Consider the following 14,045-nt stretch of genomic DNA (forward strand, 5'->3'; position numbering starts at 1 on the left):
GCGGGTACCACATCGCTGCGCGATGTGCAAGCGAGGCGGTCGCTGCGCTCCCTTCGCCCACGCGGAGCGTGGGCGCCTCCCTCCGCTGCGCTCCTGGAGGCAGTGGGGCCGGCCGCTGCGCGCCCGGCTGGCCGCGCGGTGCGCGGCCGGGCCGCTCGGGTCCTGACGGTGCGGCTTGTGGGGCTTCCAGTACGGGAGTTGGGGGAGCGTGGGGCGCTCCCGGCGGGTCCGCTGCGCTCCCCCGCCTGACGGTCCTTCCGGCTGCGCCTCCAGTCCCTTGGGGCCCGCTGGCGCGGGCCTGGCTGGCTACGAGGGTGGGGGTCGCTCGTTCGTGTGGGTTCTAGTGTACTACGTGCATCGGGTTGATGCAGCATGTACCGTTGGCGGAAACACGGGACACCCCCCAACCATCCGGGCGGGGCGCGGCTTTTGATGCGAGGTCAGCCTCGGAATTCGGTTTCCACCACTTACGCGAGGAATAACGAATTGGGAAGTTGCGGACCCGAGCCACAGAACGGTACCTCAGATATCGGAAAGCTCGAATTCCGGCGTGCGGAGGTGCCGGAGCCGAGCGGCCCCCAGGGCCGGGCGGCGGAACCCGCCACGGAGGCCGGCCCCTGCTCCTGGTGCTTGTTCGTCACGGTCGGCACCACCCGAGACTCAGAGCCGCTGGCGCCGACCACGACCCGCGCGGAGCCCACAGAGCCGCACGCGAAGCCACCTCAGCCACGTCGGGTCCGGCCGGCACCCGGCGACGGCGGGATAGATGCGTATAGAGCGATCATGCATCGTCGCAGCTCAGTGGCCATGTGATGTATCGCTGAGGGCTATTTGAATGTCAGATCGGGACGCACATTTCCCCTGGAGGGGAAATGATCAGGTGTCCGATCGAGGTGGATTCGGCGTGGCGGGTTCCCCTCCAGGGGAAATGCCCACTACGGTCAGGGCGCGTACATCGTTCCCCTCCAGGGGAAAGCCCGAGGTGAGGAGCGGTATGGGCCGGGCAAGGCCAGCAGCGAACACTGCCACCGGCGAGTACCTCCAGCTGGAGCTGCTCGACAAGAACGACAAGCCCTTCGCGTGGAGCGGCGGCGGCCGGCACGTCAACGCCAGCAAGAAGCTGGGCGCGGCGCTGTACGCGAAGGACAGCGGGTACACGAAGAACGACAAGCTGGTCTGGGGCTTCTACCTGTTCAACTCGCCGCCAGGGGACGAGCCGCTGCGGATGAGCTTCCGCGAGATCGGCGTCGACCTGGAGTTGCGTCCGAACGCGGTGAGCAAGTCCGTGGGTAACCTTCATCGTGGGGGCTACCTCCTGGAGGCGGAGAAGGTGGGCCGGGTGAAGTTCTACAAGCTGAACCCGCGGGCCGCTTACGACGGCTCCTCGGGGCAGCAGCGGCACGCCACGCAGCACGCGCGCCACCCGTCGACCACCTGCCCGCCGGAGAAGAAGGAGGCGTCATGACCACGCAGATCGCCGAGCCGCTCGCCCCGCGCTTCATGGAGGCCGCCGAGCTCAACGACCTCCTCCTTCGCTCCCAGCTCAAGCAGGGCGCCGACCTCAAGGTCCTGATGTTCTTCGCCACGGCCGTCCCGATGGGCGACCCGGTGCGCAGCACCGCCACGGACATCGGCAGGCTGGTCGGCCTGAGCACCACCAGCGCCTCGCGCAGCATCGGCCGGCTCGCCGAGAACGGCTGGCTCCAGCTCGCCTACACCGCCGTCGGCGTGAAGTTCTACCGTCTCGGCACCAGGGCCACGGGCCTACCGCCGGCACCCGAGCCCGAAGACGACGCCGACGCGCCCCTGGCGACCGTCCGGCACCTCCACGCCTCCTGACCCGCCCGGCTGGGCGCCACGGCGCTGCACCCCACGGTGCGGCGCCGTTCTCATGCGTGCAGCCCAGAGCGATACATCGTTCCCCCAGGAGGGAAACCGCAGCTAGGACGGCCTTCCAGCGCCGCTTCAGGGCCTCTCCCGAACACGCTGACCTGCGACAGCGCTGGACCAAGAGGCCACCGCGATACATCGTTCCCCTCCAGGGGAAACCCTCCTTGCTGCCACGCGTTTACCCACGTCAGCGGCGTGCGCGGCGCGGCGTCCGTTTCGCTAGTGCTACCGAGATGTTCTGGAGGAACCGAACAAAGTCCGTGTTGAGCGGAGCCCGCCGCGAGCAGCGCGTACATCGTTCCCCTGGAGGGGAAAGCGGCAGGCCATCGCCTCGTACGGTGGCGCTGCTGCCACCAAAACGTGGCAGCAGCGCCACACAACGGTGTTGTGGGTCAGTGGGCTCTGACCATGCAGCAGCCGTGCATAGATCTCGGACGGAACATGGCAGAACTGCGATGTTATGCAGCCGCCAGCTCGCAGAGCCGCACAACGCTGCTGCCCTCCGCTGCAACCGCCGGGGCCAGCCCTGCTGCACGAGCAGCACCCGTGTGCCGACTGGGTCGTGCGAATGCTGCGCTGCCTTCGGAGTCACCATGCAGCACCAGGAGCAGCACGACCAGGAGCACGAGCAGCGCCAGGAGCAGCGGGCCGGAGCAGCGAGCAGCAGCTACAGGTATGAGGCGAGGGTCTCGCAGTACGCAAGGGATGTTGCCGCCACCCCGAGATCGCCTTGAGCTGCGGTCTGTCCCTCCCCTCGTAGCGTGGAGTCCATGACCAGAGGGGTAAGTGAGGGTCATGGCGGAGAAGCGGCGGAAGTTCGAGCCGGAGTTTCGTGAGGGTGCGGTGCGGATCGTGGCGGAGACCGGAAGGCCGCTCGCCGAGGTCGCGAGGGACCTGGGGATCAACGAGACGACGCTGGCGAGCTGGGTGTCACGGGCCAGGAGGGCCGGGGCGGACGGGGTGGCCGCAGGTCGGCCGAGGTCGGGCGAACGGGAAGAACTTGAGCGTCTGCGGCGGGAAAACGCCCAGCTCAGGCGGGACAACAAGGAGCTGGTGATGGAGCGTGATGTCCTCAAACGCTGCATGGTCCTGTGGGTGAAGTAGCTGTGGCGGACCCGGCCGCCGTGGCCGGGGTGATCAGCGACAACAGGACCGGGCATGGCATCCCTCACAAGGTTTCCTGCCGCGCGCTGGGCGTGAGCGAGTCGTGGTTCTACAAGTGGCGGGACCGGCCCCCGACCCCGCGTGAGGTCCGGCGACGCCGGCTCGGGGACGAGATCCGGCGGATCTTCGAGGAGTCCGGCGGCACCTACGGATCACCGAGGATCTTCATCGAGCTGGCCAGGGCCGGGTGGAGGCTGTCGGTGAACACGGTCGCGCAAGTGATAGCGGAATCGGGCCTGGTGGCCCGCGTGGTACGGCGGCGTCGCGGCCTGACCCGCCCGGGGAAGCGGCCGGCCGCCCCCGACCGCGTGCGGCGCGACTTCACCGCCCCGGCGCCCGATCTCGTCTGGGCCGGGGACATGACCGAGATCACCACCGATGAGGGCAGGCTCTACCTGGCCACGGTCATCGACCTGTACTCCAGGCGCCTGCTGGGGTACGCGACAGGAACGCATCATGACGCGGACCTGGTGGTGGCCGCGCTCCACATGGCCGCCGCCACGCGGGGCGGTGATGTGCGCGGGGTGATCTTCCACAGCGACCGCGGCAGCGAGGAGTACACGTCCGCGAAGTTCGCCCGGGCCTGCCGGAAACTGGGCGTCTTCCAGTCCATGGGCCGGGTCGGGTCCTGTTTCGACAACGCCGTGAGCGAGGCGTTCAACAGCGTGCTCAAGGTCGAGTACGTCCACCGGCACCACTTCCGCACCCGCGCAGAAGCCCGCATCAGGATCGCTACCTGGATCACCGGCTTCTACAACACCCGGCGGCTGCACAGCGTTTGCGGGTTCAAGAGCCCGACCGACTATGAGCACGAGTACTGGGCCGACCCCACCGTGGGGCTGGCTGCATAGAAAGGACTCCACGGATCAAGGGGATTGACAGTCCGCCGGGCCACATCCATCATCGCCAGCATGTTCTGCAGCGGACTGTCCTCGCCGGCGGCAGCGGCTTCGTCGACGCGGGCAAGGAGCACGCGGTCGGCCTGGTCGAGGAAGTCGGCCCACACGCCGCCGTACGCGGCCGGATCGATGCCGGTCAGCGGTGTCAGCCACAGGTCGGCGTGGGACTGGAGCCGCTGTTCGTCGGAGCGGTAGTCGAGCACGGTGCCGCACGGCATCGTTCCGTTGTCCGGGTGGTCGGCGGCGCCGGGCCATCCGTCCAGGTCCACGGTGTGCACGGGGCACAGGTACGCGAGCCAGGCCGCGCCGGGCCCCGAGACCTGCGGAGGGCCTTCGCGGAGCACGGTGGCCTTGAAGGGGCACTCCACCACCGTGCGGAGCCCTCCGAGGTCGCGGTGGCCGGAGAGCTCCTGAACGATCGACGGCACAGCGGCTCCTTCGCCGGTCAGACCTCGATGTAGGCGACGACGACCACGGTACGAAGCGCCGTGACCCAGTACAGGAGGCGTACGCGTTCGACCTCGTCGGTGTACTGGCGCAGCTGGGGGCCGGCGGTGTCACCGGGGATCGGCTCGCCGACGTCGGGGTCGACGGAGACGACGACCAGGGCGCGGTCCAGGGCGTGGATCTCCGTCTCGCTGGTGATGTGCTCGAGCTGCTTGGCGGCGGAGTCGGAGAACGTGATCCGGGCGCGGCGTGGGCCGTGCTGTGGGGCCATCAGGCGACGGCCGGGCGCTGGGCGGCCAGGCGGGCGAGGTGGGCCTCGCGCAGGTCCTCCCACGGGATGCAGTCCTCCGCCGAGGAGGCCGTTGGCGGCGATGTCCTCCAGGACGGCGGCGAACTGGTCGGCGTTGGCCCGGGTGCGGGCGGCGTACGCGCGCACCGCGTCGGCGGCCGCGGGGTCCAGTTGCTGCCGGGCGGCGGTGTTGGCGGGGGCCGGCTGTTCGCTCATCGGGGCCTCCAGGGCGCGAACGGGCGTGTGCCACCACGGTATCGGCCGCACGGCGGTCCTGGGGACCGCTCCGCTTCACTCAGGCCCGGGGCGGGTGGCCGCGGCTCCTTCCACCTTGAGGCACCAGGGCTCGCCGGCGCACTGCCCTCCGAGTCCGGGGTCGGCACAGGTGCACTCCGGGTCCCGCTCCGTCACCTGCACGATGCGGTAGAGCCCCGGAGTCATCTTGGCCAGGCGTAGCGCCTGTACCTTCGCCGCGGCTTTTTCGATCGAGGCGGCGTGGGTGGTGTAGATCAGGGTGGTGGCGCCCGGGTGGGACGCGTCGGTGCACCGTGCCACGACCTGGTAGGGATGCTGCGTCATCGCTCCTCCCAGGCTTTCAGGCGGGCAGGCCGGGGAGGACCTGGCCGTCGGTGATCTGGGTGCGGGCGGCCAGGGCGTGGCCGTTGCAGACCACGTAGCGGTCGCCGTCGTCGGCCTGGACGGTGTGGGTGGCCGGCTCAGTGCAGGCCGCGTCCAGCCGGTCGTACGGCCAGACGTTGAAGCGGATGGGGTCGGTGCACCAGGAGTCGAAGCCCCCGGTGCCTCGCGCGCGGGACTTGAGGGTGCCGCCGTGCTCGGGGCACACGCCCCACGGCACGGTGCAGCGGCTCGGGTCGCCGACGGTGCTCTGCAGAGCTTGGGCGTAGAACGCGGCGGTGGTGCTGTCGATGCTCACCCCGGGGATTCTTCCGCGCCCGCCGGCTCGCCCGGGACCGATCGCGGCGGTTACGTTCCGTACGGATGGAGCGTGGACCCAAGGACCCAGGACCCAGGTACCGGCGCGGTCGCCGTTGACCAGGGAAAACAGCGGACCCAGGACCCAGAGACCCAGGTTCGGGCGCCCTGCTGGGTCCGGCGGCCGACGGCACAAACCGGCTGAGCAGCAACAGCTACCGCATCACCGTGCCGGGAGGGGTGTCACGCGGATCGGGGGGCTCGGTCCAGGCGTGGACGGTGCTGTCGACGAGGAGCTCCTCGTAGTGCTGGCCGACGGCGCTGGACTCATGTCAGACCGCGACGACCTCGGGGCTCCTGAGCGTGGGTCATGCCGGGCCCCCGTCGGTGTCGGCCGGCTCGGTGGCGCGGGTGAGGAACGCGGCGAGGCCAGCGGTGGCCTCGGGGTGGGCGGTGGCGAGCCGGGCCGCGAACGCCAGCTCGTCCATGCCGGCGGCCGGGACGAGACGGGCGAGCGCGGACAGCAGCGCGGCGTGGGCGAGGACGGGCTGCGGCAGGAGACCGGCAGCGGTCTGGCGGGCGGTCGGATCGGCGTAGTGCCCGCGGTGCGCGGCCAGGGCGCGGGCGAGCCACGCGTCGACGTCGGCCTGGACGTACGGGCCGGCGCGGCGGGTGAGTTCATCCCGGGCGGCTTCGTCGCCATCGCGGGGCTCGGTCTGCTCGAGCGTGCCGAGCTCGCGCAGCGCCCGGAGCTCGTCGGCGCGGGCGGCGACCCGCTGAGCCTCGAGGACGGCGGCTTCCCGCGCGGCGGCGTCCTCGGCTTCGGCGGCGAGCTCGGCCTGGACGACGTCGTCGGCGTCCGGGTCGTACACGGTGCCCGGCGCCGCGTCGGCGAGCAGTTGCTCGATGCGCTCCCATTCCCTCAGCTCCGCCGGGCCGCGGACGTCGTCGGCCAGGTCCTCGTGCCGCGAGTCCTGCCGCGCCTGGAAGCGGGCGTCGGCGAGGGCGCGTGCGACGGCGTCGGCGTCCATGCCCTTCGCGCGGCGGCGCACCACCCGCCGGCCGATGCGGGCGGGGTCGACCGGCTCGCGGGGCGCGGCTACGCGCGGGGCGGGCAGAGGGCGCACGGTACGCCGGGGCGGCCAGGGCGTGGTCATCTTCGTCCTCGATTCGGAGTACGGAATTCGGAGCGGGCACCGCCTGAGCGCTTGCGGCGGCCCGTCGAATACTGAGCCGAAGCTCAGTAGTTGTCACCGAAAGAGCGGGTTGAGCTGGTGAATGAGACCGGTCGAAGCAGCCGGGTTGTCACCAGTGAGGCACGCGACTTGTCACAAATGCTCAGTCGGCAGCCTTTCTGTCACCAGTAGCGAAGATCGCAAGCCACTGGATCTCGCGGGCGATTCCATAAGGCCATGGCGGTGAAACGCGTTGGGCCGGAGAGGGCAGTGGAAGCCGCTGACGCGGTGGCTGTCTGGTCGCATCAGTGCAGCTGGGAGGACCTGTTCGTGTCGGTGAACATCGACGCGGGCAGGATCGGGCTTGATCTGCGGGACGGATGGACGAGGCGGTGGACGGTCTCGTGGCGGGCTGATGGAGACGACGCGTCCGGCTCGGTACAGGACCTCGTACAGGAGCCGGCGCTCTCGAGCGATCCGATGCGGCACTTCACCTGGCGCCGGGATCAGCGGCACCGTCCGGGCCTGCAGTTCCTGACCAGCACCGGCCGCCACCATGGTGCGGAGAGCATGGAGGAGGGCCGCGTTCTGCTGGCCTTGGACTTCGCCGGTGACGTCGTCGACGTCGTCTCGCAGCCGATGAAGATCTCCTTCGAGACCGGAGAGAGGCGCCGCAGCCACACCCCGGACTACCTGGCGGTGACCCGTCACGGTGTCTGGCTGATCGACGTACGGCCGGAGGCTCTGATCAAGGAGTCGGACCGGGAGTCGTTCGCCGCGGCCGCCGAGGTCGCCGTCGCCTGCGGCTGGCGTTACACGGTCGCCGCCCGCTGGCGCGAGTACGCCTTCGCCGGGCTGGACGCGCTGGCCTCGCGACGTCGGCTGCGGTCCGATCCGCTGGGCCTGCGGCCGGTGCTGCTTGCCGAGGCCGCAGGCGGGCGGAGGTTCGGGGAGCTCGCGGCGGCGACGGGCTGTGAGCCGGTCGCGCGGGCCGAGCTGCTGCACCTGCTGTGGTCGAGGCAGTTGGGAGTTGACCTGGCCAGCCCGCTGGGAGACGGCTCGGTTGTCGTGCCGGGCGGGGAGGCGGGGCGGTGACCGCGGCGGCGGTGCTGGATCTTTCGCCGGGTGCTGGGCTGGTGCTGGACGGCAGGGAGTGGACGGTCGAGCGGCGCGAGCCGCACCTGGGGCGGGTCCAGCTGGTGAGGGACGACGGCACGCGGGAGCGGGTGACCTTCAGGTTCCTGGCGAACCATCCGCAGTGCCGCTCGTCCTCACGGACGTCCGCCGCGGGGGCCGACCGGGGCCGGCAGCACAAGGTGGCTCGGGATCTGAAGGAGGGCCGGCGCGAGCTCACCGAGCTGCGGATGGCCCACCTGCTGGAAGTGGCGACCGGGTTCCGCTCCGGCGACCCGCTGCGTCCCGGCCCGGGCGAGCCGAAGCCCGAGTACGACCCGGCCACGACCACGCTGACCGGTCGCCGGCTCGCGAAGGTGGCGGAGCTGGCGGCCCTGGACGCGCATCACGCGAAGCTGCTGGGCCTGGGCTCGGTGGGCTATCGCACGCTGATCCGCTGGGAGAACGCCCGCCGCCGGTTCGGGCTGGCCGGCTGCGCGGACGACCGCTGGCTGCGGTCGGGTGGCGGTACGCGGACGGCGTCGGAGGAGGTGCGCGAGGCCGTCTTCGCGGTCCGCGAGGAGACGAAGCGGATGGCGAAGGTGTCGATGCGGACGAAGGACCGCATGATCCGCCAGTACGTCCGCGAGACGTTCGGGCCGGAGACGAAGGTGCCCAGCTACGACACCCTGCGCCGGCTCTGGCAGGAGTGGTTCGGTCCCGGCGGCGCCCGGCAGCGCTACGCGAGGTCAGCTGATCTGCCGGAAAAGGACGGGCACGTCCTGGTGCACCGGCCGGGCCAGGTCGTCGCGCTAGACACCACAGTGCTGCCGGTCATGGTCCGCGAGGGCGTCTTCGGCGACCCGGTGAAGATGCACCTCACCCTGGCCCTGGACGTCTGCACGCACTCGCTGGTCGCCTTCCGGCTGACGCTGGTCTCCGACACCTCCGTGGACGTCGCGATGGTGCTGCGGGACGTGACGATGCCGCTGCCGATGCGGGCGGACTGGAACGAGGACCTGGAGTGGCCCTACCCGGGTCTCCCGGCCGCGGTGGTGGCCGAGTTCGCCGGACACCCGGTGGCCGGCCTGCCGTTCTTCACGCCGGAGACGGTGACGACCGACCACGGATCGGTCTACCGCAACCACCACCTGGTCGAAGTACAGCGGGTGCTGGGCTGCAACGTCCTGCCCGCGCGGGTGCTGCGGCCGACCGACAAGGCCGCCGTCGAGCGGGCGTTCGGCGTGATCCGGCAGCTGCTGTTCGAGCACCTGGTCGGCTACACCGGCGTCGACGTCGCCGACCGCGGGGTCGACCCGGCCGCCGACGCGGTGCTGACGGCCGACCAGCTCGAGCACCTGATCGCCACCTGGATCGTCGGGGTCTGGCAGAAGCGCAAGCTGGGCGAGTACGCCCCGGCCTGGGACCCGGACGGCTCGCACAGCCCGAACTCGCTGTTCGCGGCGTCGTTCGCGCAGACCGGCTTCGCAATGGACATCCCCTCCCCCGAGCTGTTCTACGAGCTGCTGCCCGCCCACTACGTCCGCATCGACAAGCGCCGCGGGGTGAAGATCCGCGGACTTTGGTATGACGAGCCCGACGTCCTGGGCGACTACCGCGGCGAGTTATCGAGGCGGGGCGGCAAGCACAAGGGCAAATGGGTCATCCGCCGCGACCCGCGCGACCGGCGCCAGGTCTTCTTCCAGGACCCGGTCACCCACGACTGGCACCCGCTGCCCTGGACGGGCATGCCACAGGCCGGACAGATGCCAGCCTTCGGGGACACGCGGGCCAGCGACCTGATCAGGAAAGCCGACGCGGCCGGCCTGAAGCCGAAGTCGCACGCCGAACTGCTGCCCGTGCTGCTGGAGCTGATCGGCTCCACGATCCCAGTCAGCAAGTGGCCGACCCAGATGAAGAAGTCCCAGCGCGTCGAGCACGCGCGCGAGACGCACCAGGCCCAGGCCGCCCACGCCGACCGGCCACCAACCCCACCCGTCCGGGCCGCGAACCCCGTCACACCGGGCGGGCAGGAGGCGGCGGCGAAGGTGCTGAGCTGGCCGGGCCGGGCCCGCCAGACCCAGGAAGCAGTCGCCGCCGAACGACGTCGGCGGCGGGAGGCTGCCCGGCCTGCGCCGGCCCCGCCGCCTGAACTGGGCCACAGCTTCCGCACCCGCAACGTGTTCGTCCTGCCCGAGGACGACCTGGAGGAGGACCGTGGTGGACCAGACGATGCCGGATGAGCACGCGGTCGTCCCGTTCCTTCGGGCCGGTCCGCCGCCGGACCGCACCCGCTGGGAGGGCTGGCAGCAGTGGCGGAAGATCCGCGGCACGTTCGTGCCCGCACCGCGTCTGACGCCAGCCGAGCACCAGAGCCTGAGCCCCCGGCGGCGGGCCCTGCACGACCTGCACCGCACCGCGACGCACGTCAACATGCGGCTGCAGGAGACGCCGATGAGCGCACGCGTCGCGAATCTGATGCGCGGGCGGCTGCAGAACAACGCGGTGAAGTTCATGCCCGGCACCCGCGACGGCCTGATGATCAACGGCGGCGGGTTCCAGGGCAAGACCGAGACCGCCTGCGACGCGGCCGCGTCCTTCGAGGACGTCTGGCGCGAGGTCCACCACCAGCTGCTGCCCGGCCCCACCCCCGGCACCCGGGACGTGTTCGTGCCTGTCGCCTACTGCCGCCTGCCGGTCCGCGCGACACCCAAGGGACTCTGCAAGGCGATCTTGAACGTCTACGGCAACCCGCACCCCGGAACCCTGGACGACCTGGTCAGAGCTGTCCGGGACGCAATCCGGGACCATCACACCACCGCCCTGCTGATCGACGACATCACCCGGCTGCGACTGCACCGCGAGGACGACCAGGACACCCTCGACCTGATCCGCGAACTGATGGACCTCAACGTCACCCTCGTCCTGATCGGCGTGGACATCCCCGGCTCCGGACTCCTGCGCGGCGCCTACGTCGACCAGCGCACCGGACAGTGGATCTTCCCCGAAAACGAGCGGGGCAGGAGGCACAACTCCGCAGCCGCCACGCAGACCGGCCGCCGGTTCGACATGGTCGATCTCGACCCGTTCGACTACTCCACCCCGGCCGGCATCACCGCCTTCCTCGACCACCTGGCCGGCATCGAGGACCAACTGCGGCTCCTGCGTTCCTTCAAGGGCATGCTGACCACCGGTGAGATGCCCGAGTACCTCTTCGGCCGCACCCGCGGCGTCGTCGGCCTGCTGCGACGCCTGATCGAGGACGGCTGCACCGAAGCGATCCTCACCGGCGAAGAACGACTCACCCCGGAACTGCTCGCGAAGACCACGATCCACCTGGGCAACCTCAACGACCTCGACCCCGGGGCCGGCGAGGTCCCCGACATCCCGCAGAACATCGCACCTCCCACGAAGTCCAAGCCCCGCCGCCGACGCGGACGCAACACGGTCCTCGACGACCGCGGGAACAGGCCGGCCGCAGGTGACTGACGCGACCACGAGCACCGGGCTACGGCCCTTCGGACTCAGCCTCGACCCGCTGGAGGGCGAGTCCCTGACCGGCTTCGCCCTGCGTCTGGCCCACCGCCTGCACATCTCGCCCCACGAACTCGCCCGGCTGACCGGCCTGACCGAACAGGACCGGCTCGGGCGAGCCCGAGCATCACTCTCGACGCTGCTGACCCCAGCCGAGATCAACCGCTTCGCCACCACAACCCGGCTGAAGCCCCGTGAGATCCGCGCGATGACGCTGGAACCCCTCGCCTCCCGCTACCCGCCGGCGGCCCGCAGCCTCGACGACGTCCGGGCCGGGAAGGTCTACTCCATGCACACGGACGGATGGCTATTCGCCACCACCGCCCGTTACTGCCCCCGCTGCCTCGCCGGCGACGGCTCAGACATCCAGAACGCCCACGGCGGGCCCTGGCAGATCCTCTGGCGTCTGCCCGTCGTCTTCGCCTGCCCGCTCCACAAGGTGTTCCTGGAACACCTCTGCCCCCACTGCCACAAGCCGATCAACTACAGCAGCAGAACTCAGCTGTTCCCCCGACCCGCCGCCACCGGGGTCCACCCCGCCCACTGCCGGTCCTCCACGACCCAGGACGTCCCGACCAGTCGGCCCGGCGCCCCTTGCGGGGCGCCGCTCTCGCACGACCCACTGCACCATCACCGGCCCGGACCCGCCCTGCTCGCACTCCAAAACAAGATCATCGGCCTGCTCCGCCCGGGCCGGCCGAAACGGAAAGCACAGCAGTACTTCACCGAACTCATCCTGCTCGCCAGCCTGGTCATGATCTCCTGGCCGCGCATCCAGGCGATCGGCACCACCCGCCAACTCGCCGCGGCCGTCGACCGGCACCTCGCCATCCACGAGGGAACCGACTCCCGTCCCTACCGCTCCAACGCGGCACCCGTCGACGCGCTCGCCTGCGCCGGCATCCTCCAGGTCACCGACCGCATCCTGGCCGCCGACGACCTGCACGAAGCACTCTCCTCGCTCGCGCCCGAGGAGAACCGCACCCGCAGCGGAATCCCGCCCACACGGCACCTGATCTGGGACAACAGCTTCAAGAAGCACCGCAGCGGATGCTCCGAGCGCTTCCAGCTCGCCGCCGACACGATCGTTCCCACCTTCCGGCGCACCGGCAAAGGCGGACTCCGACTCCCCTCCACCGGCGTCGGCCTCCGGCCCGAACACGTCCCCGCGTGCTTGCCCCAAGCCCTCGCCGAACGCCACCTGCACTTCCTCTCGGACATCACCCCCAAGATGCGCCGACGCAGTGCCTCGGTCTTCCTGGTCCGGCGCGCACGCGGCGGCGGCCTGAACGAAGCCGCCCAGTTGCTCGGGATCAACACCCCGGACAAGATGATCGGCTACACACGGCTGCTGAACCGCCACCTCCGCACCCGCGGCACAGCCCGCGACTTCGAACAAGCCCTCGACGCCATCACCGTCGAACTCCTCGCAGGCCCCGTCATCGACTACGAACGCCGACGTGAGGCCCTCGCCACCTGGACGCTGGAACCCGAGAACTGGCAGCACATACTCGCCCAGCTCCCGGTCCTCACCAGCCGTCGAAAGCCCATCAGCGACGACCGCAGGCGCCTGGCCGTCAGCGCCTACATCTGGACCCGCGTCACCGAGGGCGAGCCCGACTTCGCGCCCTGCCCGCCGCACATCGCCCACGACCCCGACCTCCGCTGGGCCTGGAACCGGCAGCGGCACAACGTCTTCCACTGGCTCCGGAGAGCGGACGACCAGCCCTACTACCGCGCGCTCAAGCCGCTCCTTGACGCCCACGCCGAGCAACTGGCCAAGGCCATCGACTGCGACTTTTCGAGATAGCTGACACCAGGGCGATCGGCTGACCTGGGCTGCTCGGTGGATCTTGCGGGGTTCGCGAGCCATCGAAGGTGCGTCTGAGCAGGCTGGCTAGGATTCCCCGATGACAAGAACCAGTTACCTCGGTCAGGGGCCGCGAGTAGCCATACGCCACGTCGGCAGTCAGGACTACGCCGAGCTCACAGTGCTGGCTCAGGAGAGCGCCGAGATGCTTCGCCGCTGGTTGGGTGCTCGCGAGAACACGGTGGAAGCGTTCGAGAGCTACCTTGAGCGGTTCGAACAGCCCACCCATGAGGGCTTCGTGATCTGCCTGCGCAGCACCGGAAAGATCGTGGGTGGCGTCAACATCAACAACATCGTCCGGGGCACCCTACAGAGCGGAACTCTGGGGTATACCGCTTACGCCTCCACGATGGGCTATGGCTACATGACCGAAGGGCTGGAGCTCGTGATCAAGCTCGCCTTCGACCAGCTGGAACTGCACCGGCTGGAGGCGAACATCCAGCCAGACAACACCTCGTCGCTGAACCTCGTCAAACGCCTGGGCTTCCAGCGTGAGGGTTACTCAGCCGCCTTCCAGTTCATCAACGGCGAGTGGAGGGACCACGAGCGCTGGGCCGTGACCGCCGAGGCACGGTGAGACTGAGCACTCGGCCTGCCCCGCACTTCAACTGGGCCGGTGTCAACCAACTCGGCCAAGTGTCACCTTGCTAGAAAAGTCGCATCGGCAACGGCCCGCAACATCACCGGTGACAACAAGCCTGCCTATGTGACAACTATCGTGCTTCGGCTCA

The 14,045-nt window shown here is 70.0% G+C and carries 14 protein-coding genes and 1 pseudogene; 9 read left to right on the forward strand and 6 right to left on the reverse strand.

All coding sequences use genetic code 11. From position 1 onward, the window contains the following. Positions 1-994 precede the first annotated feature (994 nt). The 4 genes from I5Q34_RS33420 (at position 995) to I5Q34_RS33435 (ending at position 3,905) form a co-directional block, all read left to right on the forward strand. Positions 995-1,465, forward strand: a complete 471-nt coding sequence (locus I5Q34_RS33420; protein ID WP_199896255.1) for a transcriptional regulator — start codon at positions 995-997, stop codon at positions 1,463-1,465. Beyond that, entirely contained in the window at positions 1,462-1,839 is a 378-nt protein-coding gene (locus I5Q34_RS33425) for a hypothetical protein (protein ID WP_199896256.1), read from the forward strand. The genes I5Q34_RS33420 and I5Q34_RS33425 overlap by 4 nt, the downstream gene beginning before the upstream one ends. 846 nt (positions 1,840-2,685) lie before the next feature. Continuing rightward, positions 2,686-2,994, forward strand: coding sequence for a transposase (locus tag I5Q34_RS33430; RefSeq protein ID WP_199896257.1), 309 nt, complete (start codon positions 2,686-2,688; stop codon positions 2,992-2,994). Further along, the gene (locus I5Q34_RS33435; protein WP_199896258.1) at positions 2,982-3,905 is read left to right on the forward strand and encodes an IS3 family transposase; all 924 of its coding nucleotides are present in this window, start codon (positions 2,982-2,984) and stop codon (positions 3,903-3,905) included. Before I5Q34_RS33430 ends, I5Q34_RS33435 begins: the two co-directional genes overlap by 13 nt. Here I5Q34_RS33435 and I5Q34_RS33440 read toward each other — a convergent pair. The 6 genes and pseudogenes from I5Q34_RS33440 to I5Q34_RS33465 all read right to left on the reverse strand — a co-directional run bounded on the left by I5Q34_RS33440 (position 3,857) and on the right by I5Q34_RS33465 (position 6,779). After that, a complete protein-coding gene (locus I5Q34_RS33440) occupies positions 3,857-4,381 on the reverse strand; it encodes a hypothetical protein (protein WP_234429920.1) in 525 nt (174 codons plus the stop codon). The genes I5Q34_RS33435 and I5Q34_RS33440 overlap by 49 nt on opposite strands. 17 nt (positions 4,382-4,398) lie before the next feature. Continuing rightward, a complete protein-coding gene (locus I5Q34_RS33445; RefSeq protein WP_199896259.1) occupies positions 4,399-4,671 on the reverse strand; it encodes a hypothetical protein in 273 nt (90 codons plus the stop codon). Next, positions 4,671-4,905 (reverse strand): annotated as a pseudogene (locus I5Q34_RS33450) (hypothetical protein). The gene I5Q34_RS33445 and the pseudogene I5Q34_RS33450 overlap by 1 nt, the downstream one beginning before the upstream one ends. Before the next feature lie 75 nt (positions 4,906-4,980). Beyond that, a complete protein-coding gene (locus tag I5Q34_RS33455; RefSeq protein WP_199896260.1) occupies positions 4,981-5,268 on the reverse strand; it encodes a hypothetical protein in 288 nt (95 codons plus the stop codon). A gap of 16 nt (positions 5,269-5,284) precedes the next feature. After that, positions 5,285-5,623 carry a hypothetical protein gene (locus I5Q34_RS33460; protein ID WP_199896261.1) on the reverse strand — a complete coding sequence of 113 codons (339 nt, stop codon included), beginning with the start codon at positions 5,621-5,623 and terminating at the stop codon, positions 5,285-5,287. A 367-nt stretch (positions 5,624-5,990) separates the two neighbouring features. Continuing rightward, positions 5,991-6,779 carry a hypothetical protein gene (locus I5Q34_RS33465; RefSeq protein WP_199896262.1) on the reverse strand — a complete coding sequence of 263 codons (789 nt, stop codon included), beginning with the start codon at positions 6,777-6,779 and terminating at the stop codon, positions 5,991-5,993. A 288-nt stretch (positions 6,780-7,067) separates the two neighbouring features. On the opposite strand from I5Q34_RS33465, the gene I5Q34_RS33470 reads away from it, so the two are divergent. The 5 genes from I5Q34_RS33470 to I5Q34_RS33490 all read left to right on the forward strand — a co-directional run bounded on the left by I5Q34_RS33470 (position 7,068) and on the right by I5Q34_RS33490 (position 13,891). Continuing rightward, a complete protein-coding gene (locus I5Q34_RS33470) occupies positions 7,068-7,892 on the forward strand; it encodes a TnsA-like heteromeric transposase endonuclease subunit (protein WP_307811787.1) in 825 nt (274 codons plus the stop codon). Next, the gene (locus tag I5Q34_RS33475; RefSeq protein WP_199896263.1) at positions 7,889-10,153 is read left to right on the forward strand and encodes a DDE-type integrase/transposase/recombinase; all 2,265 of its coding nucleotides are present in this window, start codon (positions 7,889-7,891) and stop codon (positions 10,151-10,153) included. The genes I5Q34_RS33470 and I5Q34_RS33475 overlap by 4 nt, the downstream gene beginning before the upstream one ends. Next, positions 10,131-11,399, forward strand: coding sequence for an AAA family ATPase (locus tag I5Q34_RS33480; protein ID WP_199896264.1), 1,269 nt, complete (start codon positions 10,131-10,133; stop codon positions 11,397-11,399). The genes I5Q34_RS33475 and I5Q34_RS33480 overlap by 23 nt, the downstream gene beginning before the upstream one ends. Continuing rightward, entirely contained in the window at positions 11,392-13,254 is a 1,863-nt protein-coding gene (locus tag I5Q34_RS33485; RefSeq protein ID WP_199896265.1) for a TniQ family protein, read from the forward strand. Before I5Q34_RS33480 ends, I5Q34_RS33485 begins: the two co-directional genes overlap by 8 nt. 100 nt (positions 13,255-13,354) lie before the next feature. Further along, the gene (locus I5Q34_RS33490) at positions 13,355-13,891 is read left to right on the forward strand and encodes a GNAT family N-acetyltransferase (RefSeq protein ID WP_199896266.1); all 537 of its coding nucleotides are present in this window, start codon (positions 13,355-13,357) and stop codon (positions 13,889-13,891) included. Positions 13,892-14,045: the final 154 nt, after the last annotated feature.

Origin of the sequence: Streptomyces sp. AV19 (assembly GCF_015999245.1) — a bacterium.
Taxonomy (GTDB): Bacteria; Actinomycetota; Actinomycetes; order Streptomycetales; family Streptomycetaceae; genus Streptomyces.

Bases quoted from the DNA above. Each gene is read 5' to 3' on its own strand.
- I5Q34_RS33430 (WP_199896257.1), top strand. From the start codon at position 2,686: ATGGCGGAGAAGCGGCGGAAGTTCGAGCCGGAGTTTCGTGAGGGTGCG.
- I5Q34_RS33445 (WP_199896259.1), bottom strand. From the start codon at position 4,671: ATGGCCCCACAGCACGGCCCACGCCGCGCCCGGATCACGTTCTCCGAC.
- I5Q34_RS33490 (WP_199896266.1), top strand. From the start codon at position 13,355: ATGACAAGAACCAGTTACCTCGGTCAGGGGCCGCGAGTAGCCATACGC.
- I5Q34_RS33465 (WP_199896262.1), bottom strand. From the start codon at position 6,779: ATGACCACGCCCTGGCCGCCCCGGCGTACCGTGCGCCCTCTGCCCGCC.
- I5Q34_RS33425 (WP_199896256.1), top strand. From the start codon at position 1,462: ATGACCACGCAGATCGCCGAGCCGCTCGCCCCGCGCTTCATGGAGGCC.
- I5Q34_RS33455 (WP_199896260.1), bottom strand. From the start codon at position 5,268: ATGACGCAGCATCCCTACCAGGTCGTGGCACGGTGCACCGACGCGTCC.
- I5Q34_RS33420 (WP_199896255.1), top strand. From the start codon at position 995: ATGGGCCGGGCAAGGCCAGCAGCGAACACTGCCACCGGCGAGTACCTC.